Origin of the sequence: Nocardia sp. NPDC051833 (assembly GCF_040681225.1) — a bacterium.
Taxonomy (GTDB): domain Bacteria; phylum Actinomycetota; class Actinomycetes; order Mycobacteriales; family Mycobacteriaceae; genus Nocardia.
Genome location: NZ_JBFAYK010000001.1, coordinates 2,663,242 through 2,682,325 on the forward strand (window position 1 = coordinate 2,663,242; position 19,084 = coordinate 2,682,325).

Here is a 19,084-nt window from a genome sequence, read left to right on the forward strand (position 1 = left end):
TTGACCACACCGAATCAGTCGAACGACGATCGGAACCAGACCAACGGCGTCACCGAGCGGATTGCCTCGTCTCCGATCCAGCCGCGGCCGATCCCACGCCAGGGCGGTCCGGCCGAAGGTGCGGCAGCGCCGGAATCCGGTGCCGCCGGGGGCGAATCGTTCGACCAGTCGACCGTGCGGATGGGGAACGAACCCACCCCGCCCGCCGGCAACGGGAAGGGCAAGTCGCCCTACCAGGACGGGTGGGCTCAGCTGCCGCAGCGCGAGCCGCAGTCGAACCTGTACCGGCCCGGTGAGGCGCCGAGCCAGGGGCGTCCGTCGTCCCCGAGCGCGGCGCCCGCCTCGACCGGTGGCCTGAAGGGCAGCGGCGCGTCCAATGCCCGCACCACCGCCGACCTGGCGGCCAAGGCGGCCCGCAAGGAAGCGGCGATGGTGAAGTCCGTCGGCATCGACGGGCCGACCCGCAGCATCGCCCGCCCCGAGCTGGTCAAGGACATGCCGGACCTGTCCGAGGTACGGCATCCGACGCCGGACGGTCACGTCGCGCCCGCGGCGCCGCCCGGTCTGCCGATGGCGCACATCCCGCCGCAGCCGGGGCCGAGCGCCCGGGCCGCGGCGGCGTCCGTCGGCGCGGTCTCGCCCGCCGTTCCGGTGGCCATCGCGGCCGCCGCGTCGGGTGAGCCGCTACGCGCGACGGTGCAGATCCGCCGGATCGATCCGTGGTCGACGCTGAAGATCACCCTGGTGATCAGCGTGGCGCTGTTCTTCGTGTGGATGCTGGCGGTCGGCCTGCTCTACATCGTGCTGGCCGGCATGGGCGTGTGGGACAACCTGGACAACTCGCTGGGCGAGATGCTGAACCAGGAGGGCAGCTCGTCGAGCCTGATCGATGCGGGCACGGTCTTCGGCTACGCGGGCGTCATCGGCCTGATCAACGTGGTGCTGTTCACCGCGCTGGCGACGGTCGGTGTCTTCATCTACAACCAGTGCTGCGATCTGGTCGGCGGCATCCAGGTGACCCTGGCTGATCCGGACTAGAACAGGCTCTGTCACGACGGCCGGTCAGCCCCATGAAAAGGGGCCTGACCGGCCGTTTTGGTTATCCCCGGCCGGGTAGGGTAACCTCGTTCCTCGTTGCGGTTCACTGCTCCGGCAGGGGGTCGAAACGAGTTCGGGCCTATAGCTCAGGCGGTTAGAGCGCTTCGCTGATAACGAAGAGGTCGGAGGTTCAAGTCCTCCTAGGCCCACTCCCGAACATCACAGTAGGGTGGGAATCATGAAGATTGTCCTCACGGTCGGTGTTGTGATCGCGGTTCTCATCGGTATCACCAAATTCCGCAAGCGCGATGACGCTGACCTCTGGCACGAGGTCACCACCCGCTGATTCGGGTTGCCAACTGGTTTCACCAAGCCAGCCAGGGGCCTTAGCTCAATTGGCAGAGCACTGCCTTTGCAAGGCAGGGGTTAGGGGTTCGATTCCCCTAGGCTCCACTTCTGTGAATTCCTCGGTTTTCGATTTTCTGCTCAGCGCGGCTCCGGTCGAGTCGGTGCCGACCGATATCGCCGCGATCGCGGCTCAGCATCGCGCCCGCGGCGCGGGCTTCCCCCGTTCGATCGACCGCGCCGTTGTCGCCGGATTCGACAGTGCCGGAACAGGTACCGCGTTTCTCGGCGGATATCAGGAAGCACTCGGCGCGCTGGTGCCCACGCTCGACGCCACCGGCTTGACCTCCATGTGCGCGACCGAGGCGAACGGGGCCAAGCCGTCGCAGCTGACGACCACGGTGACCGCCGACGGCGCCGTCACCGGCACCAAGTCCTTCGCCACCCTCGGCGAATTCGCCACCCGCTTCCTCGTGATCGCCAGGGCGGGCGAGCAGGCCGACGGTCGCGCCGCGTTGCGGGCGGTGCTGGTGCCCGCCGGTCCCGGCGTGGTGGTGACGCCGCTGCCCGCGCTGCCGTTCGCCCCGGAGATTCCGCACGCCACCGTCACTTTCGACGCCGCGCCCGGTGCACTGCTGCCCGGCGACGGCTACGCCGATTTCCTCAAGCCGTTCCGCACCGTCGAAGACCTGCATGTGGTCGCCGCTGTGCTCGGACAGCTCGTTCGGGTATCCCGGCAAGCCCACTGGCCCGCCGAGGCCGTAGAACAGCTGCTGGCCCTGTTTGCGGCGGTGCGTGGTGTGAGTACCGAGGATCCGGGCTCGGTGGGTGTGCACATCGCGCTGGGCGGGGTCTTCGAGCGGCTGACGCGCCTTCGCGCCGAGCTCGCGCCGCTCTGGGATCGGGTGGACCCGGAGATCAGGAGCCGCTGGGAGCGCGACGAGCCGTTGCTCGGGGTGGCGGGCAAGGTCAGGGCGCTGCGGCTGGCGACGGCCTGGCGCGCGGTGGCCGAGGACTGAGCGTCAGCGGGTGAACTTCCCGAGGCCGTTCTCGTCGAAGTAGTCGAGGGTGAGCGTCCCGTTGTCGAAGATCGCCGACGAGACGCTGCCGGGCGGTGCGTTCTCGCCGCTCGGCGCGAAGGCGAAGGTGTCGCCGTCCCAGTGCCGCAGCGGGTATCGCACCTGCGCCGGACCCATCGTCAGGACCAGGCCGCCGTCGGCCTCGGAGATCGTCGCCGGACCCCAGTACTCGTTGGCGTAGCTGCCCACGTAGGTCGGCAGCGGCTGGGCGGGCGCGGGATTCGCGGGCGGGGTCTTGCCGACGAGGTCGCCGACGGGATCGTTGATCGGGGCGATCGCGGCCTGGTAGATGGACCGCCAGTCCTCGCGGATCTCGCCGAACTGGACGAGGTCGCCGAACTCGGCGGTCAGCGCCTCCGGCACGCCGATCGGCGCGGCGTTGGTGAGTGCCACGATCGCGACGTCGGCGGACGGGATCGCCAGGAAGTTGGTGGCGGCGCCGAGCGCGAACGCCCCGGAGTGGCTGTAGGCGGTGCGGCCGGCGGAACTGGTCGAGGAGTTGAATCCGAAGCCGTAGAAGCCGGCTCGCGACTGGGGCGCCGAGGCGGGGGAGGAGATCACCTGCGGGGTGATCGCGGGCAGCAGCGCGTCCTCGGGGGCGATGGTCGTCCCGTTCGCGGTGCCGTGGCCGAGCATCATCGCCAGCCAGCGCGCCATGTCGTTCACCGAGGAGCTGACCCCGCCCGCGGGGGACTGCGGGTCGGGATCGCGGACGAACTTCGCGACCCATTGGCCGTCGACGTTCACGTGGGTGACCGCACGGTTCGGCCTGGCCTCGTAGTCGGCGAAGCGGGAACTGGTGGACGACATGCCGAGGGGGCCGTACACGGTGTCGGCGCAGAGCCGGTCCCACGGCACGCCCGCCGCGGCGGCGACCGCCTCGGCGCCTGCGGTCAGCCCGAAGTTGGTGTAGTGGTAGGTGATCCGGAACGGATCGAGGGGTTCGAGCCGGAGCTTGTCCAGGATCGCGGCCTGGTCGTAGCCGAGGTCCTCGAGCCGGTCGCCCGCGTGGTCGGGCAGGCCGCTGCGGTGCGCGAACAGATCACCGATGGTGAGCTGGGCGGTGGTGGCCGGATCGGCCAGCGCGAACGAGGGCAGCTTCGAGACCACCGGCGTCGTCCATTCGACCGTGCCCTTGCCGACCTGGTGGGCGACAACGGAGGCCGACACCGATTTCGACACCGAGGCCAGCTGGAAGACGGTGTCGGCGTCGATCTTGTCCTGGCCGCCCGCCTGCTTCACGCCGAAGCCCTTGGCATAGACGGTCTTCCCGCCGTGCACGACGGCGACGGCCATGCCGGGGATGTGGCTGCTGTCCATCAGCGAGGTGGCCAGGTCGTCGAGTTTCGCGACGGCCTTGTCGACCGCGTCGTCGGGGAGCGCGACGGCGGCGACCTGATTCGGGGGGAGCTGTTCGGTGCTGGTCGCGGTGGTGTTCTCGTCATCGGCGGCACTGCTGCAACCGACCACGACAGCCATCGACACGACGAGCGCGGTGATCGCACCTTTGCCGGGCACCATCCGCTGACGATAGACCCGGTTGCGGGGTGATCGCGGGAACGTGGCTGGACTGTGACGGTTTCGCGGACCGGGGGTACTCACCGGTAGCCGGAGCTGCGCCTTGCCGGAAAATGGGGAGCGGGCCTCGGCGAAGGGGGGGAGTTAGCCGAGGCCCGCGTAGGGTCGGCCCGGGGGGGAGGGGCCGACGTGAACGATCCTACGCGATGCGAGCCGAATTCGTGTACGCGCAACGAACCAGTTTCCGAGATTTTTCGGCGTTCTGGGCCTGGACCGTGCGCGGCGGCGGGTGTAGTGAACGGCGAATCTGTGGGTAGGTCACCCGACGGTTGTCTTACTTCGGTCGGAATGTGCTGGTGCACAACGAATTACGCGAAAAATTCGCTGAACATGTTCTTGTTGGTCCGCGATCGATGCCCCGGAGACCAGGGGCTTGTGATCCGGGAGACCGCAGGAAATTCGGTCCGATTCGCCGCGTGTCGCCGTAAATCGGCATGTCGAACAAGTCTGTACATCGGGCTGGCGGCCACCCGGAAAATGGGGGTGCGACTTGTCGGTGGGTCCCGCAATACTGGGGCAACAGCGTTGAACTACGACTTCAGGAGAATCATGCCCGACGCAATCGTCGCCGAGGGTCTGGTCAAACGGTACGGGCAGCTCACCGCCCTGGACGGGCTCGATCTGTCCGTTCCGGAAGGTACCGTCACCGCACTTCTCGGCCCCAACGGCGCGGGAAAGACCACGACTGTCCGCGTTCTCACCACCTTGCTGATCCCCGACGAGGGCCGTGCCACGGTCGCCGGGATCGACGTACTCAACAATCCACAGGCCCTGCGCTCCCGGATCGGCACCTCCGGGCAGTACGCGGCGGTCGACGAATACCTCACCGGCTTCGAGAACCTCGAGATGGTCGGCAGGCTCTACCACCTGGGCGTGCAGCGCAGTAAGGAACGCGCGCGCGAACTGCTCGAGCGCTTCCGGCTCACCGACGCGGCCGACCGCCCCGTGAAGGGCTACTCCGGCGGCATGCGCAGGCGCCTCGACCTCGCCGGCGCGCTGGTGGCGAATCCGCCGGTGCTGTTCCTGGACGAACCGACGACCGGGCTCGACCCGCGGGCCCGGCTCGACCTGTGGGATGTCATCGAGGAACTCGTCGCGGGCGGCACCACCTTGCTGCTCACCACCCAGTACATGGAGGAGGCCGACCGGCTGGCCGACTCGATCGCCGTCATCGACCACGGCCGGGTCATCGCCCGCGGCACCGCGGACGAGCTCAAGGCGCTCGTCGGCGGCGACCGGATCGAGCTCACCGTCGCCTCGCCCGACCAGCTGGCCCCGGCGCAGCAGGTGCTCGCCGGGCTGGCCGACGGCGAAATCCATCTCGAACCCGGTCTGCGCCGGATCACCGTCCCCGTGGCCGACGGGTCCCAGGACCTGGTCACCGCGATCGGCCGGCTCACCGAGCACAAGGTGCAGATCAACGATGTCGCGCTGCGACGGCCCTCGCTCGACGACGTCTTCCTCACCCTCACCGGGCACGAGGCGGAGGAACTCGTCAACGGCGACGCGGGGAAACAGACCGTCGGCGCCGAGGAAGGACACAACCGATGAGCATCACGCTCGACAAGGCCGAGGTGCAGGGCCCCACCTTCGGTGAACGGCTCTCGATGGTGGTCAGCGACAGCATGACCATCGCCAAGCGCAATGTCATCAAGATCAAGCGCGTGCCCGACGTGCTCATCTTCACGACGCTGTCGCCGATCATGTTCGTGCTGCTGTTCGCCTATGTCTTCGGCTCGGCGATCCAGATCGAGGGCGTGGAGGGCGGCTATCGCGAATTCCTGATCGCGGGCATCTTCGCGCAGACCGTCGTCTTCGGTGCCACGTTCACCGGCGCCGGTCTGGCCGAGGACATGCAGAAGGGCATCATCGACCGGTTCCGCTCGCTGCCGATGGCGCCGTCCGCGGTGCTGGTCGGCCGGACGATCAGCGACGTGGTGATCAATATCGTGAGCTTGGTCGTCATGTCGCTGACCGGCCTGGTCGTCGGCTGGCGGATCCGCGGGTCGTTCCTCGACGCGGTCCTGGCCTACGTGCTGATGCTGCTGTTCGCCTACGCGCTGTCCTGGATGATGGCGGTCGTCGGGCTGCTCGTGCGCGCGCCGGAGGTGTTCAACAACGCCAGCTTCATGGTGATCTTCCCGCTGACGTTCCTGTCGAACGCGTTCGTGCCGCTGGACGGCATGCCCGGCCCGCTGAAGGTGTTCGCCGAATGGAACCCGGTCTCGGCGCTGACCCAGGCCGTGCGCGACCTGTTCGGCAACACCAACCCGCTGGCCCCGCCGTCGGACGCCTGGCCGATGCAGAACCCGGTGATCACGACGCTGATCTGGATCGTCGTGATCCTGGTCGTCTTCGTGCCGCTGGCTCAGGTGCAGTACAAGAAGTCCGTGAGCCGCTGACGGTTCAGTGCGCGCCGGTCTCCGCTCCGGGGGCCGGCGCGGCGCCGTTGCGGGAGTAGCCGAGGCGCGGCGGCTCGGCGGCGGGCTCGGGAAGTTGCGGTCGCTTGCTGCGGGCGAGGAGGGCCAGGGCCGCCGCCCCGGCGATCCCGATGGAAGCGATGATCGGGTTACGAAGCTTCATGCGACCACTGTGGCACAGCTTCCCGGCTTCCCGCCGCCCCCGTGGCACCATAACTGCCGTGACCTCACCCAACCAGACGGCCGTGGCGACTCTGCACACCAACCACGGCGATATCAAGATCGCGCTCTTCGGCAACCACGCGCCCAAGACGGTGCGCAACTTCGTCGGTCTCGCCGACGGCAGCGCGCCCTACACCACCGAGAACGCCGGTGGCACGGACGCGGGCCCGTTCTACGACGGCGCGATCTTCCACCGGGTGATCCCGGGGTTCATGATCCAGGGTGGCGATCCGACCGGCACCGGTCGCGGTGGGCCCGGCTACGAGTTCGGTGACGAGTTCCATCCCGAGTTGCGCTTCAACCGCGGGTATCTGCTGGCGATGGCCAACGGGGGACCGGCGACCAATGGTTCGCAGTTCTTCATCACGGTCGGCGCGCAGCCGCATCTCAATCGCAAGCACACGATCTTCGGCGAGGTGGTCGATCCCGATTCGCGCAAGGTCGTCGACGCGATCGCGTCGGTGAAGACCGATCGCAACGATCGCCCGGCCGAGCCGGTCGTCATCTCCTCGGTGACCATCGCCTGACAGCTGTGCACAAAAGAACTCCCCGCCGCGCCGGAGCGCGACGGGGAGTTCGTTGCTTCACGTGAAACGTCGCGGTCAGTCGCTGACCGAGGCGAAGCCGTTGACGACGAGGGCGTCGTAGACGTCGTGGGGATTGGTGCCCAGATCCCAGCGGCCGAAGATCAGCAGCCGCTCCGAGCCCTCGTGCTGGACGTCGATCTCGAGCATCGCCGATTTCCGGCCGAGACGCCGGTAGGAGACCATCCGGATCCGATCGATCCGGTCCAACGGGTAGGTCTTGGGGCCGGTCAGCGTGCCGACGATCAGGCGCGGCGCCGGACCACCGACCATGGTCAGCCGGGGGCGCTGCCGGACACCGAGCGCCGCCATGGCCAGGACCGCGACCGCGGCCAGGCCGACGAGCAGCCTGCTCGGTCCGTCCTTGGCCAGCACCGCGGCGACGACCAGGATCAGGCCGCCGCCGGACACGGCGAGCAGACCGGCGGTGGGAGTTGTCCACGACGTGCTGCCGGCGGAATCCACAGCGTTCACGCGGCTTCGTCCCCCGTTGCTCCTCGAGTTGTCCACAGCTTCATCCACAGGTGTGCATGAATAACACCGGTGTAATCCGGTGCGCCGCGCTCGGTCAGCGCCATCGCATGGTCATGATCAGGCCGATGACCATCAGGCCGAACCCGATCAGGAAGTTCCAGGCGTTGAGATCGTTCATCCAGCCGATGTGCTCGGCGGCCAGGTAGTACACCAGCAGCCACACGAGCCCGGCCAGCATGAAGCCAAGCATGATCGCGACGTACCAAGCCGGCGACGGGCCCGCCTTGACCTTCACCGGGGTGCGGCTGGCAGGGCTCGGGGTGTAGTCGGCCTTCTTACGGACCTTGGACTTGGGCATGACGTCCTCGAATTCGGGATACAGGTAACTCCTAGGCTATCCCACCAGGTAATGGATGCGACGACCTACGGGGTCGCCACGTACCCTCGACGCATGCGTGTATTGGTCGTCGACAACTACGACAGCTTCGTGTTCAACCTGGTGCAGTACCTCGGCCAGCTTGGTGCCGAGGCCGTGGTCTGGCGCAACGACGACCAGCGCCTGGCCGACCTGGACACCCTGCTCACCCGGGGCGACACGGGCGGCACCTTCGATGGCGTGCTCGTCAGCCCCGGCCCCGGCAGCCCCGACCGCGCCGGCGCCAGCATTCCGCTGGTCCACGCGGCCGCCAAGCACCGCATGCCGTTGCTCGGCGTGTGCCTCGGGCACCAGGCGATCGGCGAGGCGTTCGGCGGAACGGTCGACCGCGCGCCCGAGCTGCTGCACGGCAAGACCAGCGAGGTCTTCCACATCGGCGCGGGCGTGCTGGCTGGGCTGCCCGACCCGTTCACCGCCACCAGGTACCACTCGCTGACCGTGCTCCCGGAGACCATGCCGGACGAGCTGGAGGTCGTCGGGCACACCGAGAGCGGCATCGTGATGGCCATGCGTCACCGCACCCTGCCCATCCACGGCGTGCAGTTCCACCCCGAGTCGGTGCTCACCCAGGGCGGCCACCGGATGCTGGCCAACTGGCTCGAGGTGTGCGGGCAGCGCCCCGCCGAGGCCCTGGTCTCGGCGCTCGAAGCGGAAGTCGCCGCGCTGGCGATCTCGTAACGCGATGGCACTGGGGAGCGACACCGCGCGGCCGTACGTGCTGCTGTCGGTGGCCGCGAGTCTGGACGGCTACATCGACGACGCGAGCGCGCAGCGGCTGCTGCTGTCCAACAGCGCCGACTTCGACCGGGTCGACCAGATCCGCGCCGAATCCGACGCCATCCTGATCGGCGCGCGGACGCTACGGACCGACAACCCCAGGCTGCTGGTCAACAGCGCGGTGCGCCGGGCCGACCGGGTGACGGCGGGCAAACCCGCATACCCGGTGAAGATCACCGTCACCGCGTCCGGCGAGCTCGATCCCGAACTGCGGTTCTGGCACACCGGCGGCGACAAGCTCGTCTACACCACCGACACCGGCGCGGCCCGGCTCGGCGACCGGCTCGCCGGGCTGGCCGATGTCGTCGCGCTCGGCCGGGAACTCGCGCTGTCCGCCCTCCTCGACGACCTGGGCGCGCGCGGGATCGGCCGGTTGATGGTCGAGGGCGGCACCGGGATGCACACCGGCTTCCTCGCGGCCGATCTGGCCGACGAGATCCGGCTCGCGATCGCCCCGATCCTGGTCGGCGACCCGGCCGCCCCGCGCTTCGTCGGCCCGGCCCAGTTCCCCGGCGGTGCACAGCGACGGCTCCGGCTGGCGGGTGTGGAACAACTTGGGGATGTCGCTGTGCTGAAGTACCTGGTCAGCCCCAGCGGCACGCCGCTGCACTAACCGGCCCTGTGGTTGAAATCATGTTCGCGACCTGGGGAATTTCCGCTGTCCACAGCTTGTCCGGCGAATCACTGCACACCTGAACATGACCGAATCCACATCGTGCGACAGTTGTGGATAACTCCCGACCGGCAGGGGAATCCGATGACCGCAGGCAGTGCCGAGAGCACCGACCACCGATTCATGCACAGGGCGATCGAACTCGCCAGGAACTGCCCACCCAGCCCGACGGCCTATTCGGTGGGCGCGGTGATCGTCGCCGACGGTGTGGAGATCTCGACCGGCTATTCCAGGGAGACCGACGAGAAGGTGCACGCCGAGGAGTCGGCGCTGAACAAGCTCGACCCGGACGACCCGCGACTGACCAGGGCGACGATCTACAGCACGCTCGAACCGTGCTCGACCCGCGCCACCGCGAGCAGGTCGCCGTGCACCGACCGCATCCTGGCCGCCGGCATCCCGACCGTCGTCATCGCCTGGCGTGAGCCGAGCCTGTTCGTCGCCGCGTGCGAGGGTGTGGACAAACTCCGCAGGCACGGCGTGCGTGTGGTGGAGCTGACCGACCTGGCCGCCGAGGCCATGTCGATGAACTCCCATCTCGATCTGAGCTGAGGCTCAGGGCCGCCCGTAGATGGCGGTCACGAACTCGCCGAGCTGATTGTCGTCGAGGTGCCGGGCCAGATCGGCCTCGCTGATCATGCCGACCAGTCGCTTGTTGTCGATCACCGGCATCCGCTTGACCCGATGGCCTTCCATCTGGTCGAGCACGTCCTCCACGTCGGCGTCCGCGCTGACCCACCGCGGGGTCGACTCGCACAGCTCGGCCGCGGTCGTGGTTTCGGGGGACAGGCCGAGCGCGATGCACTTCACGACGATGTCGCGATCGGTGATGATGCCGCACATGCGCTCGTCGTCGTCGGCGACGACGAGCGATCCGACACCGAGATCGGCCATCGCCGTCGCCGCGGTCGCCACGGTGTCACCGCGGGTGATCCACTGCGCGCCGGGCTTCATGATGTCCCTGGCCGTGGTCATAGGGGCTACCTCCTCGTTCAGCGGTGCTGGGTGGGATGAAGCAGCCTCATTCTGCGCCCGCCGCGTCGCGGCAGGTGGGTTCTCCACGCAATCGAGACCTCGCGATCTCAGCGCGGTAGCGGCGAAGCACCCACCTGCAGCACGACGTTGCCGGTGATGGTCACCGAGGAACCCGCGGCCGGACTCTGACCGACGATCTTGCCGGAGGCGCTGCCGTCCAGCGTGATCACCGTGGTCTGGCTGAGCTGACCGGTCCAGCCGAGCGCGCGCAGCTGTTCCTGCGCCTGCGTCGGGGTGAGTCCGGTCAGGTCGGGGACGGTGATCCGGTCACCGGCCGAGACCTGCACGGTGATGGTCGAGCCCTTCTCGGCGTTGCTGCCGCCGGTCGGGTTGGTGGAGAGCACCTGTCCCTTCGGCGCGCTCGACTTCACTTCCTGGATCTCGACCTTGAAACCGGCGCTGTCGACCAGGTTCGGCTGGGCGATCGAGATGTCCTGGCCGACCACGGTCGGCACCCGGACCTGCTCGGGGCCCGAGCCGATGGTGACCACGATCGGCTGGTCGATGTCGACCCGGACGCCCGCGCTCGGTTCCTGCGCGATCACCTTGTCGGTCTCGGCGGTGCTCGACGCCTTGCGCGGCGGGTTCGGGCTCAGGGTCAGCCCGATCGAATTCAGCTTCTGCTCGGCCTCGGCCTGGGTCAGCCCGGACAGCCGCGGCACCTGCACCTGGGTGGGTCCGGTCGACACCTGCATGGTGACGGTGCTGCCCTCGTCGATCCGCGAACCGCCGAGCGGCTGGGTCGCGATGACATTGCCGACGGCGACCTTGCCGTCCGCCTTCTGCTGGGTGGCGACGTGGAACCCGGCCTGCTGCAACGCGGTCTGGGCCTGCTGCGACGACTGACCCGACACATCGGGGACAGCCACCTGGTCGGCCTTGCTGCCCGGTCCGACCAGCACCCAGAACAATCCGAAGGCCACCGCGAGCGCGGCGGCGACGCCGAGCGCGATCAGTCCGGTGCGGTTGCGGCCCTCGGCGGGCGGCGCGATCGCGGCCTGCTCGGAGGTGTCGTCGCGGCGGTCACGGAACGACCGCGGGGCGGGCTCGTCCTCGTAATCCATGATGGTGGTGCGATCTTCGTCGTTCATCACCATCGGCGCGCTCGGCTTCTGCCCGCCGAGCACCCGGATCAGGTCGGCGCGCATCTCCGCGGCCGTCTGGTACCGGTTGGCCGGGTTCTTGGCCATCGCCTTGAGGATCACCGAGTCGAGTTCGCGCGGCACGCCGGGATTCACCGACGACGGCAGCGGCGGATCCTCCTTGACGTGCTGGTACGCGACCGCGACCGGCGAGTCACCGGTGAACGGCGGCTGCCCGGTGAGGATCTCGAACAGCACGCAGCCGACCGAGTACACGTCCGAGCGGGCGTCGACGGTCTCGCCGCGCGCCTGCTCCGGCGAGAGGTACTGCGCGGTGCCGATCACCGCGGCGGTCTGGGTCATCGGGTTGGAGCTGTCGGCGATCGCGCGCGCGATGCCGAAGTCCATCACCTTCACCGCGCCCGCGCGGTTGATCATGATGTTGGCGGGCTTCATGTCGCGGTGCACGATGCCGGCCTTGTGGCTGAAATCGAGCGCGGCGCACACGTCGGCCACGACTTCCATCGCCTTGCGCGGCGCCAGCGGACCCTTGCCGCGGACGATGTCGCGCAGGGTGTCGCCCTCGACGTACTCCATGACGATGTAGGGCAGCGGGCCGCCGTCGACGGTGGCCTCGCCGGTGTCGTACACCGCGACGATGGCCGGGTGATTCAGCGCGGCCGCGTTCTGCGCTTCCCGCTTGAACCGCAGGTAGAACGTGGGATCGCGGGCCAGATCGGCCCGCAGCACCTTGATCGCGACGTCACGCGAGAGACGCACGTCGCGAGCCTTGTGCACCTCCGACATGCCGCCGAACCCGATGATCTCGCCCAGCTCGTACCGCGAGGAGAGATTCTTCGGGGTCGTCATGGCTGTCCTTGTGGCGGAGTGTTGTCGACGGTGATGTTCGGGCCGAGGGCGTTCGGGGCGTCCGGGAACGGCAGGTCGAGCGTGGGCAGGCGGGGCCTGCCGTTGACCGTCGTCGTCCCGCCTGCCGGCGTGGTGGTGGTGGTCGGCTTGGTGGTCTTGGTCGTCGTCGGCGGCTTGGTGGTCGTCGTCGGCGGCTGCGTCGTGGTGGTCGGCGGCTCCGTCGTTGTCGTCGGCGCCTCGGTGGTGGTCGTCGGGCGCGGCGCCTCCGTCGTCGTCGGCGGGGCCTCGGTGGGCGGCACGATCGGCGGCGGGAACGACTTGGTGGTCACCGGCGGGGGCAGCGGTTTGGTCGTCTGCGTCGTGGTGGTCGTGGTGCCGGAGTCGCGATTCGGCTCACCGCCGAACAGCACCCAGAGCACGACGCCGCCGAGCAGCAGCGCGCCGACGCCCAGGGCGATCAGCCACTTCTGGTTGTTCTTGGCATTGCTGCTGCCTGCGATCGCCGCGGGCGCGGCGGCCTGCGTCGCCGGGCCGGTGTAGCCGCCACCCGGGGTGATCGGCTGCGGGGCCTGGTTGCCGAAGCGCATGGTCGCGCCGTCGTACTCGGCGCCGGCGGCCGCCGGGATCACCATGGTCGGGCCGGGCGGCAGCACCCTGGTCGCGCCGGTCATCGGGGGCGCGGCACCGGCGGGCGGCGGCGGCATGTGTCCCGCGCGCACCGCGGCGACGGCATCGGCGAACTCGCCACCGCTGCTGTAGCGCTGGGTCGGGTCCTTGGCCATCGTGATGGCGATCAGCTCGTGCACGTTCGCGGGCAGATCGGCGGGCATCGGCGGCGGCGCGTCGCGGACGTGCTTCATCGCGACGGTGATGGCGCCGTCACCGGTGAACGGGCGCACGCCGGCGAGGGCCTCGTAGCCGACGATGCCGAGCGAGTAGACGTCGCTGGCCGCGGTGGCGTCCTCGCCGACGGCCTGCTCGGGCGCGATGTACTGGGCGGTGCCCATCACCATGCCGGTCTTGGTCACCGGCGAGGCGTCGACCGCCTTGGCGATGCCGAAGTCGGTGATCTTCACCTGGCCGGTGGGCGTGACCAGGATGTTGCCCGGCTTCACGTCGCGGTGCACCACGCCCGCGGCGTGCGCCACCTCGAGCGCGCGACCGGTCTGCTCGAGCATGTCCAGGCCCTGGACGACCGAGAGCCTGCCCATCCGGTTCAGCACCGCGTTGAGCGGTTCGCCCTGCACGAGCTCCATCACCAGGTACGCGGTCTCGCCACCGGAGGGGTCGGTGGTCTCGCCGTAGTCGTAGATGCCGGCGATGCCCGGGTGGTTCAGCTGGGCAGTGGTGCGCGCCTCGGTCCGGAACCGCTGACGGAAGGTCGGGTCGGCGGAGAACTCGGTCTTGAGGACCTTGACCGCCACCCGGCGGTCGAGCCGGGTGTCCATCGCTTCCCACACCTGACCCATGCCGCCCGTGGCGATGAGCCGTTGCAGGCGGTAGCGGTCGGCGATCATGGCGCCGTTGTTCAGCATCGGGGCCCCCGTGTTGTCACTCGCACACTCATTTCGTTCAGCCCCCTGCCAGACCCGCGTCCAGCACCGACCTGGCGATCGGTGCCGCCACCGAGCCGCCGGTGGCCTGGAGCGCCCGGTCGCCGCCGTTCTCGACGATCACCGCGATGGCGATCTTCGGGTTCTGGGCGGGCGCGAAGGCCATATACCAGGCGTGTGGCGGGGTGTTACGGGGATTGCTGCCGTGTTCGGCCGTTCCGGTCTTGGACGCGATCTGGTACGGCGACCGGCCACCGCCCGCGGTATTGGCCTCCGAGGCGACCATCAGATTCGTCAGGGTCGACGCTACCTGGGGACTCACCGCTTGTCCGACCGAGACGGGCTTGGTCTTGCTGAGCTCCGACAGGTCCGGCGCCTGGGTCTGATCGACCAGGTACGGCTGCATCCTGGTGCCGCCGTTGGCGATCGTCGCCGCGACCACCGCGATGTCGAGCGGGGTCACCGCGACATCGCGCTGACCGATGCTGGACTGCCCGAGCGCCGCGTTGTCCGGGATCGGGCCGACGGTCGACTCCGCCACCGGGATCGGCACCCCGCGATGCGGGCCGATGCCGAACGCGGCGGCCTCGTCCTTGAGCGCGCTCGCGCCGACCTTCACGCCGAGCTCGACGAACGCGGTGTTGCAGGAGCGGCGGAACGCGTCGTAGAGGCTCGCGGTCGGCCCGTCACCACAGGTGCTGCCGCCGTAGTTCTCCAGCGTGGTGCTGGTGCCGGGCAGGGTGATGTTGGGCGCCGCGGTGAACTGGTCGTCGGGACCGGCGACGCCGTTGGACAGCGCGGCCGCGGTGACGATGGTCTTGAAGGTCGAGCCCGGCGGGTAGGTCTGCGAGACGGCGCGATTGAGCATCGGCTGGCTCGGATCGGTGCTGAGCCGCTCCCACGCAGCCCGGCCCGCGGCGCCGTCGTGGCCCGACAGCTCGTTGGGGTCGTAGCTGGGGGTCGAGACCATCGTGAGGATCTTGCCGGTGCTCGGCTCGATCGCGACCACCGCGCCGGTGTAGCCCTTCGAGGTCATCTGGTCGTAGGCGACCTGCTGCATCATCGGGTTGAGCGTGGTGAGCACATTGCCGCCGCGCGGATCGCGCCCGGCGAACATGTCGACGAGCCTGCGGCCGAACAGGCTCGAGTCGTTGCCCGACAGCAGCGGGTCCTCGGCCAGTTCGAGTCCGGTCTTGCCGTACTGCATCGAGTAGAAGCCGGTGACCGGCGCGTACGCGGGCGGGGTGCTCGGGTACTGGCGCAGGTACTTGTACCGGTCGTCGGTGGCGACCGAGCTCGCGAGCACGGTGCCGCCCGCGGAGATCTGCCCGCGCTGGCGCGAGTACTCGTCGAGCAGCACGCGCGAGTTGCGCGGATCGCTGCGCAGATCGTCGGCCTTGACCACCTGGAGGTAGGTGGCGTTCACGAGCAGCGCGACCACCATCACCATCACGGCGACGGCGACGCGACGTAGTGGAGTGTTCATTCGCTCGCCCTGCCTTCCGACCTGCGGAACATCTCGGTCGGCGCCTCGGCGATCGGCGCCGGGCCGCGCTTGCGCACCGGTGCGGGCGCGCGGGCGGCATCGGAGATCTTGATCAGCAGCCCGAGCAACGCGTAGTTCGCCAGCAGCGACGAACCGCCGTAGGAGATGAACGGCGTGGTCAGGCCGGTCAGCGGGATCAGCTTGGTGACACCGCCGACGACGACGAAGATCTGGATCGCGATCGTGAACGAGAGCCCGGCCGCGAGCAGCTTGCCGAAGCTGTCGCGCACGGCCAGCGCGGTCCGCAGCCCGCGCACGATGAAGATCAGGAACAGCATCAGCACCGCGGTGAGCCCGATCAGGCCGAGCTCCTCACCGATCGTGGTGACGATGAAGTCGGTCTTGGCGAAGGGCACCTGGTTGGGGCGGCCGCTGCCGAGCCCGGTGCCGGCCAGCCCGCCGGTCGCGAAACCGAACAGCGACTGCGAGATCTGGTAGCCGGTGTTGTGGTAGTCGTCGAACGGGTGCAGCCAGGTGTCGACGCGCACCCGCACGTGCCCGAAGAGCTGGTAGGCGAAGACGAAGCCGAGCACGAGCAGGCCGCCGCCGATGATCAGCCAGCCCACCCGCTCGGTGGCGATGTAGATCATCACCAGCACGGTGCCGAAGATGAGCAGCGAGGTGCCCAGGTCCTTCTCCAGGACGAGCACGCCGATGCAGACGATCCAGACGATCAGGACCGGGCCCATATCGCGCGGGCGCGGGAACTCCATGCCGAGGAAGTGCTTGCCCGCCGCGGTGAACAGATCGCGCTTGGCCACCAGGATGCCGGCGAAGAACACGATCAGCAGGATCTTCGCGAATTCGCCCGGCTGCACGCTGAATCCGGGCAGCCGGATCCAGATCTTGGCGCCGTTGACTTCGGAGAACCGGCTGGGCAGCAGTGCCGGAATCGCCAGCGCGAGCAGGCCGACCAGGCCTAGGGTGTAGGTGTAGCGCGCGAGCGTGCGGTAGTCCCGCAAGACGATGAGCAGGGTGATGAACACCACGATGCCCAGGCCGGTCCACATGATCTGCTGGTTGGCATCGGGGGAGGGAATGGGGCTCGAGTCGTACGCGGCCTTCTGCGCGTCCGCGAGGTCGAGCCGGTGGATCAGCACCAGCCCCAAACCGTTGAGCAGCGCCACGATCGGTAGCAGCAGTGGGTCGGCGAACGGCGCGAACCGCCGCACGGCCAGATGCGCGATGCCGAACAGCGCGAGAAAGGCCAGTCCGTACTTGGCGATGTCCCAGGTGATCGACTGTTCCTGGCTCGCCTCGACGATGAACAACGACACCGTCGTGATCCCCGCCGCCCCCGCCAGCAGCAGCAACTCCTGGTTGCGTCGCGTCGACGGGGGTGGTGCTGGCGCGAATCCGCCAGGGGGGCTGGGGAAAGCCCCAGCCGACGGCGGTGCCGGAGCGGACATCAGTCCGTCACCCGGCAGTTCTCCCCTGAGATCTGCGGAGTTGTCGGGGGCACGGTCGTGGTGGTCGGGGCAGGCGTGGTGGTGGTCGGCGCCGCGGGCTGATCGGGGCCGGGCGTCGGTGCGCCACCGGGGGTCACCGGCGGCTGCTCGGTGGGCAGCACGCCGGGCTGGGGCACCGATTCCTTCTTCGGGCAGGGCGGCAGCAGTTCCTTCTGCAGCAGCTTCATGCTGTCGCGCGCCTTGTCCAGCGAATCCGGCGGCAGGCCCTTCTGGACCTGATCGCGGCCGGTCTGCTTGAGATCGCTGACCATCAGCTTCTTGCAGCCGGCCGGCGCGGACTCGCCGGCCTCGACCAGCGTCAGCTCGCCCTTGCTGTTGACGCAGCCGGTGAGCTCCACATCGTGGATCGAGTAGCCGAGGATCGAACCGGGCAGGCCGCGCATCACGACCACCTGATCGTTGTCGGCGCCCACGTAGTAGTTGCTGCGAATCATCTTGTAGCCGACCACGAGTCCGACGGCGACCGCGGCGATCAGCGCCAGCGAGAGCAGCAGCCAGCGCAGCTTGTGCGACTTCGGCTCCGGCGGCGGGGGCGCGGCGGCGGCCCGGCGCGGCTGGGCGCGCGGCGGGCGCATCGCGGCGGCCCGGCCCGCGGCGGTGTTCGGCGGCGGGGTGTCTTCCTCCTCCTCGGTGGAGGCGGCGCCCGCGACGATCGGGTGGCTCTGGCCGTAGTCGAGGTCGATCACGTCGGCCACGACGACGGTGACGTTGTCGGGACCACCACTGCGCAACGCCAATTCGATGAGCCGGTCGGCGCACTCGTCGGTATTGCCTTCGCGCATGGTGTTGCCGATGGTCTCGTCGCTCACCACGTCCGAAAGTCCGTCGGAGCACAGCAGATACCGGTCACCGGCGCGGGCTTCGCGCATGATCAGCGTCGGCTCGATCTCGTTGCCGGTGAGGGCGCGCATGATCAGCGAACGCTGCGGGTGGGTGTGCGCCTGCTCGGCGGTGATCCGGCCCTCGTCGACCAGCGACTGCACGAACGTGTCGTCGCGGGTGATCTGGGCGAGTTCCCCCTCGCGCAACAGGTACGCGCGCGAGTCGCCGATGTGCACCATGCCGAGCTTGCCGCCCGCGAACAGGATGGCGGTGAGCGTGGTGCCCATGCCGTCGAGTTCGGGTTCGGCCTCGACGTGGTCGGCGATGGCCGCGTTGCCGGAACGCGTTGCGCGATCGAGCTTGCCGAGGATGTCCTGGCCCGGCTCGTCGTCGTCTAGATGCGCCAGCGCGGCGATCATCAACTGGGAGGCGACTTCACCGGCGGCGTGGCCACCCATGCCGTCGGCGAGGGCCAGCAGGCGTGCGCCCGCGTAGACCGAATCCTCGTTGTTGCCCCGGACGAGTCCGCGGTCGCTTCGCGCTGTGTAGCGCAGAACAAGTGTCACGATCGCAGCTCGATCACAGTTTTGCCGACCCGGACAGGAGTACCGAGCGGAACACGGACGGCGGTGGTGACTTTCGCGCGGTCGAGATAAGTGCCGTTGGTGGAGCCGAGGTCCTCCACGTACCAGTCGTCACCACGCTGAGAGAGTCGCGCGTGCCTGGTCGAGGCGTAGTCGTCGGTGAGTACCAGCGTCGAATCGTCGGCACGGCCGATGAGGACCGGCTGCGTGCCGAGCGTGATTCGAGTGCCGGCGAGTGAACCATGAGTCACCACTAGATACTTGGCGCCCTTCTGGCCTCGGCTGAAGGAAGGCAGCCCGATGGACCCGCGCGCACCGCGTGCGGGTCTCGGCTGAATCCGGATGCCGGATGCCGCGTAGATATCGCTGCGCAAGGTCCGCAGAACGGCCCAGACGAACAACCAGAGCAGCAGCAGGAACCCCGCGCGGGTCAATTGCAGGATCAATCCCTGCACGGCGTTCCACCTCCTGTTCGCCCGGGTACGTCGGTACGGCAG

20 protein-coding genes and 2 tRNA genes are annotated in these 19,084 nt (G+C 68.8%); 11 read left to right on the forward strand and 11 right to left on the reverse strand.

The annotated features are described in order from the left end of the window. The 5 genes from AB0L91_RS12025 to AB0L91_RS12045 all read left to right on the forward strand — a co-directional run bounded on the left by AB0L91_RS12025 (position 1) and on the right by AB0L91_RS12045 (position 2,402). Complete coding sequence (locus tag AB0L91_RS12025; protein WP_365009345.1) at positions 1-1,038, forward strand: DUF3566 domain-containing protein; 1,038 nt, start codon at positions 1-3, stop codon at positions 1,036-1,038. Positions 1,039-1,173: 135 nt separating this feature from the next. Next, a tRNA-Ile gene (locus tag AB0L91_RS12030) sits at positions 1,174-1,247 on the forward strand. 29 nt (positions 1,248-1,276) lie between these two features. Further along, entirely contained in the window at positions 1,277-1,384 is a 108-nt protein-coding gene (locus tag AB0L91_RS12035; protein WP_355275356.1) for a DLW-39 family protein, read from the forward strand. 34 nt (positions 1,385-1,418) lie between these two features. Further along, positions 1,419-1,491: transfer RNA gene (locus AB0L91_RS12040), tRNA-Ala, on the forward strand. 5 nt (positions 1,492-1,496) lie between these two features. Next, on the forward strand, positions 1,497-2,402 hold the full coding sequence (locus AB0L91_RS12045) for an acyl-CoA dehydrogenase family protein (protein WP_365009347.1): 906 nt from the start codon (positions 1,497-1,499) through the stop codon (positions 2,400-2,402). 3 nt (positions 2,403-2,405) lie between these two features. Here AB0L91_RS12045 and AB0L91_RS12050 read toward each other — a convergent pair whose 3' ends face one another. Next, positions 2,406-3,983: a serine hydrolase gene (locus tag AB0L91_RS12050; RefSeq protein WP_365009348.1), complete on the reverse strand. Its 1,578-nt coding sequence runs from the start codon at positions 3,981-3,983 to the stop codon at positions 2,406-2,408. Between the two features lie 606 nt (positions 3,984-4,589). Between AB0L91_RS12050 and AB0L91_RS12055 the strand changes: the two genes are divergently transcribed. Together AB0L91_RS12055 and AB0L91_RS12060 are read left to right on the forward strand one after the other, a co-directional pair. After that, entirely contained in the window at positions 4,590-5,591 is a 1,002-nt protein-coding gene (locus AB0L91_RS12055; RefSeq protein WP_355275362.1) for an ATP-binding cassette domain-containing protein, read from the forward strand. A gap of 56 nt (positions 5,592-5,647) precedes the next feature. Then, positions 5,648-6,442, forward strand: coding sequence for an ABC transporter permease (locus AB0L91_RS12060; RefSeq protein WP_355275456.1), 795 nt, complete (start codon positions 5,648-5,650; stop codon positions 6,440-6,442). 4 nt (positions 6,443-6,446) lie between these two features. Here AB0L91_RS12060 and AB0L91_RS12065 read toward each other — a convergent pair whose 3' ends face one another. Next, positions 6,447-6,623, reverse strand: coding sequence for a hypothetical protein (locus tag AB0L91_RS12065; protein WP_355275364.1), 177 nt, complete (start codon positions 6,621-6,623; stop codon positions 6,447-6,449). A gap of 58 nt (positions 6,624-6,681) precedes the next feature. On the opposite strand from AB0L91_RS12065, the gene AB0L91_RS12070 reads away from it, so the two are divergent. Next, complete coding sequence (locus AB0L91_RS12070) at positions 6,682-7,209, forward strand: peptidylprolyl isomerase (RefSeq protein ID WP_365009352.1); 528 nt, start codon at positions 6,682-6,684, stop codon at positions 7,207-7,209. 75 nt (positions 7,210-7,284) lie between these two features. Here AB0L91_RS12070 and AB0L91_RS12075 read toward each other — a convergent pair whose 3' ends face one another. Beyond that, positions 7,285-7,731 carry a PH domain-containing protein gene (locus AB0L91_RS12075; RefSeq protein ID WP_357344126.1) on the reverse strand — a complete coding sequence of 149 codons (447 nt, stop codon included), beginning with the start codon at positions 7,729-7,731 and terminating at the stop codon, positions 7,285-7,287. Positions 7,732-7,834: 103 nt separating this feature from the next. After that, entirely contained in the window at positions 7,835-8,098 is a 264-nt protein-coding gene (gene crgA, locus AB0L91_RS12080) for a cell division protein CrgA (protein WP_218715976.1), read from the reverse strand. Between the two features lie 93 nt (positions 8,099-8,191). Here crgA and AB0L91_RS12085 point away from each other — a divergent pair, with 93 nt between their 5' ends. The 3 genes from AB0L91_RS12085 (at position 8,192) to AB0L91_RS12095 (ending at position 10,178) form a co-directional block, all read left to right on the forward strand. Next, positions 8,192-8,854, forward strand: a complete 663-nt coding sequence (locus tag AB0L91_RS12085) for an aminodeoxychorismate/anthranilate synthase component II (protein ID WP_365009354.1) — start codon at positions 8,192-8,194, stop codon at positions 8,852-8,854. 4 nt (positions 8,855-8,858) lie between these two features. Continuing rightward, on the forward strand, positions 8,859-9,566 hold the full coding sequence (locus AB0L91_RS12090; protein ID WP_365009355.1) for a dihydrofolate reductase family protein: 708 nt from the start codon (positions 8,859-8,861) through the stop codon (positions 9,564-9,566). A 144-nt stretch (positions 9,567-9,710) separates the two neighbouring features. Beyond that, positions 9,711-10,178: a deaminase gene (locus AB0L91_RS12095; protein ID WP_365009358.1), complete on the forward strand. Its 468-nt coding sequence runs from the start codon at positions 9,711-9,713 to the stop codon at positions 10,176-10,178. A gap of 3 nt (positions 10,179-10,181) precedes the next feature. On the opposite strand, the gene AB0L91_RS12100 is transcribed toward AB0L91_RS12095, so the two are convergent. The 7 genes from AB0L91_RS12100 to AB0L91_RS12130 form a co-directional block, all read right to left on the reverse strand. After that, the gene (locus AB0L91_RS12100; RefSeq protein WP_218715980.1) at positions 10,182-10,601 is read right to left on the reverse strand and encodes a CBS domain-containing protein; all 420 of its coding nucleotides are present in this window, start codon (positions 10,599-10,601) and stop codon (positions 10,182-10,184) included. A 107-nt stretch (positions 10,602-10,708) separates the two neighbouring features. Beyond that, on the reverse strand, positions 10,709-12,613 hold the full coding sequence (pknB, locus tag AB0L91_RS12105; protein ID WP_365009361.1) for a Stk1 family PASTA domain-containing Ser/Thr kinase: 1,905 nt from the start codon (positions 12,611-12,613) through the stop codon (positions 10,709-10,711). Further along, positions 12,610-14,148 carry a protein kinase gene (locus tag AB0L91_RS12110; RefSeq protein ID WP_357341844.1) on the reverse strand — a complete coding sequence of 513 codons (1,539 nt, stop codon included), beginning with the start codon at positions 14,146-14,148 and terminating at the stop codon, positions 12,610-12,612. The genes pknB and AB0L91_RS12110 overlap by 4 nt, the downstream gene beginning before the upstream one ends. A gap of 37 nt (positions 14,149-14,185) precedes the next feature. Further along, complete coding sequence (locus tag AB0L91_RS12115) at positions 14,186-15,652, reverse strand: penicillin-binding protein 2 (protein WP_365009364.1); 1,467 nt, start codon at positions 15,650-15,652, stop codon at positions 14,186-14,188. Beyond that, positions 15,649-17,121: an FtsW/RodA/SpoVE family cell cycle protein gene (locus AB0L91_RS12120; RefSeq protein WP_365009366.1), complete on the reverse strand. Its 1,473-nt coding sequence runs from the start codon at positions 17,119-17,121 to the stop codon at positions 15,649-15,651. Before AB0L91_RS12120 ends, AB0L91_RS12115 begins: the two co-directional genes overlap by 4 nt. Then, positions 17,121-18,569, reverse strand: a complete 1,449-nt coding sequence (locus AB0L91_RS12125; RefSeq protein WP_365009368.1) for a protein phosphatase 2C domain-containing protein — start codon at positions 18,567-18,569, stop codon at positions 17,121-17,123. The genes AB0L91_RS12120 and AB0L91_RS12125 overlap by 1 nt, the downstream gene beginning before the upstream one ends. Next, positions 18,566-19,042, reverse strand: coding sequence for an FHA domain-containing protein (locus AB0L91_RS12130; RefSeq protein WP_355275386.1), 477 nt, complete (start codon positions 19,040-19,042; stop codon positions 18,566-18,568). The genes AB0L91_RS12125 and AB0L91_RS12130 overlap by 4 nt, the downstream gene beginning before the upstream one ends. Positions 19,043-19,084: the final 42 nt, after the last annotated feature.

What these genes read in the sequence shown, in the direction of transcription:
- AB0L91_RS12035 (WP_355275356.1), top strand. Translation starts at nt 1,277, where the DNA reads ATGAAGATTGTCCTCACGGTCGGTGTTGTGATCGCGGTTCTCATCGGT.
- AB0L91_RS12050 (WP_365009348.1), bottom strand. Translation starts at nt 3,983, where the DNA reads ATGGTGCCCGGCAAAGGTGCGATCACCGCGCTCGTCGTGTCGATGGCT.
- AB0L91_RS12055 (WP_355275362.1), top strand. Translation starts at nt 4,590, where the DNA reads ATGCCCGACGCAATCGTCGCCGAGGGTCTGGTCAAACGGTACGGGCAG.
- AB0L91_RS12060 (WP_355275456.1), top strand. Translation starts at nt 5,648, where the DNA reads ATGGTGGTCAGCGACAGCATGACCATCGCCAAGCGCAATGTCATCAAG.
- AB0L91_RS12065 (WP_355275364.1), bottom strand. Translation starts at nt 6,623, where the DNA reads ATGAAGCTTCGTAACCCGATCATCGCTTCCATCGGGATCGCCGGGGCG.
- crgA (WP_218715976.1), bottom strand. Translation starts at nt 8,098, where the DNA reads ATGCCCAAGTCCAAGGTCCGTAAGAAGGCCGACTACACCCCGAGCCCT.
- AB0L91_RS12085 (WP_365009354.1), top strand. Translation starts at nt 8,192, where the DNA reads ATGCGTGTATTGGTCGTCGACAACTACGACAGCTTCGTGTTCAACCTG.
- AB0L91_RS12090 (WP_365009355.1), top strand. Translation starts at nt 8,859, where the DNA reads ATGGCACTGGGGAGCGACACCGCGCGGCCGTACGTGCTGCTGTCGGTG.
- AB0L91_RS12095 (WP_365009358.1), top strand. Translation starts at nt 9,711, where the DNA reads ATGACCGCAGGCAGTGCCGAGAGCACCGACCACCGATTCATGCACAGG.
- AB0L91_RS12100 (WP_218715980.1), bottom strand. Translation starts at nt 10,601, where the DNA reads ATGACCACGGCCAGGGACATCATGAAGCCCGGCGCGCAGTGGATCACC.
- pknB (WP_365009361.1), bottom strand. Translation starts at nt 12,613, where the DNA reads ATGACGACCCCGAAGAATCTCTCCTCGCGGTACGAGCTGGGCGAGATC.
- AB0L91_RS12110 (WP_357341844.1), bottom strand. Translation starts at nt 14,148, where the DNA reads ATGCTGAACAACGGCGCCATGATCGCCGACCGCTACCGCCTGCAACGG.
- AB0L91_RS12115 (WP_365009364.1), bottom strand. Translation starts at nt 15,652, where the DNA reads ATGAACACTCCACTACGTCGCGTCGCCGTCGCCGTGATGGTGATGGTG.
- AB0L91_RS12120 (WP_365009366.1), bottom strand. Translation starts at nt 17,121, where the DNA reads ATGTCCGCTCCGGCACCGCCGTCGGCTGGGGCTTTCCCCAGCCCCCCT.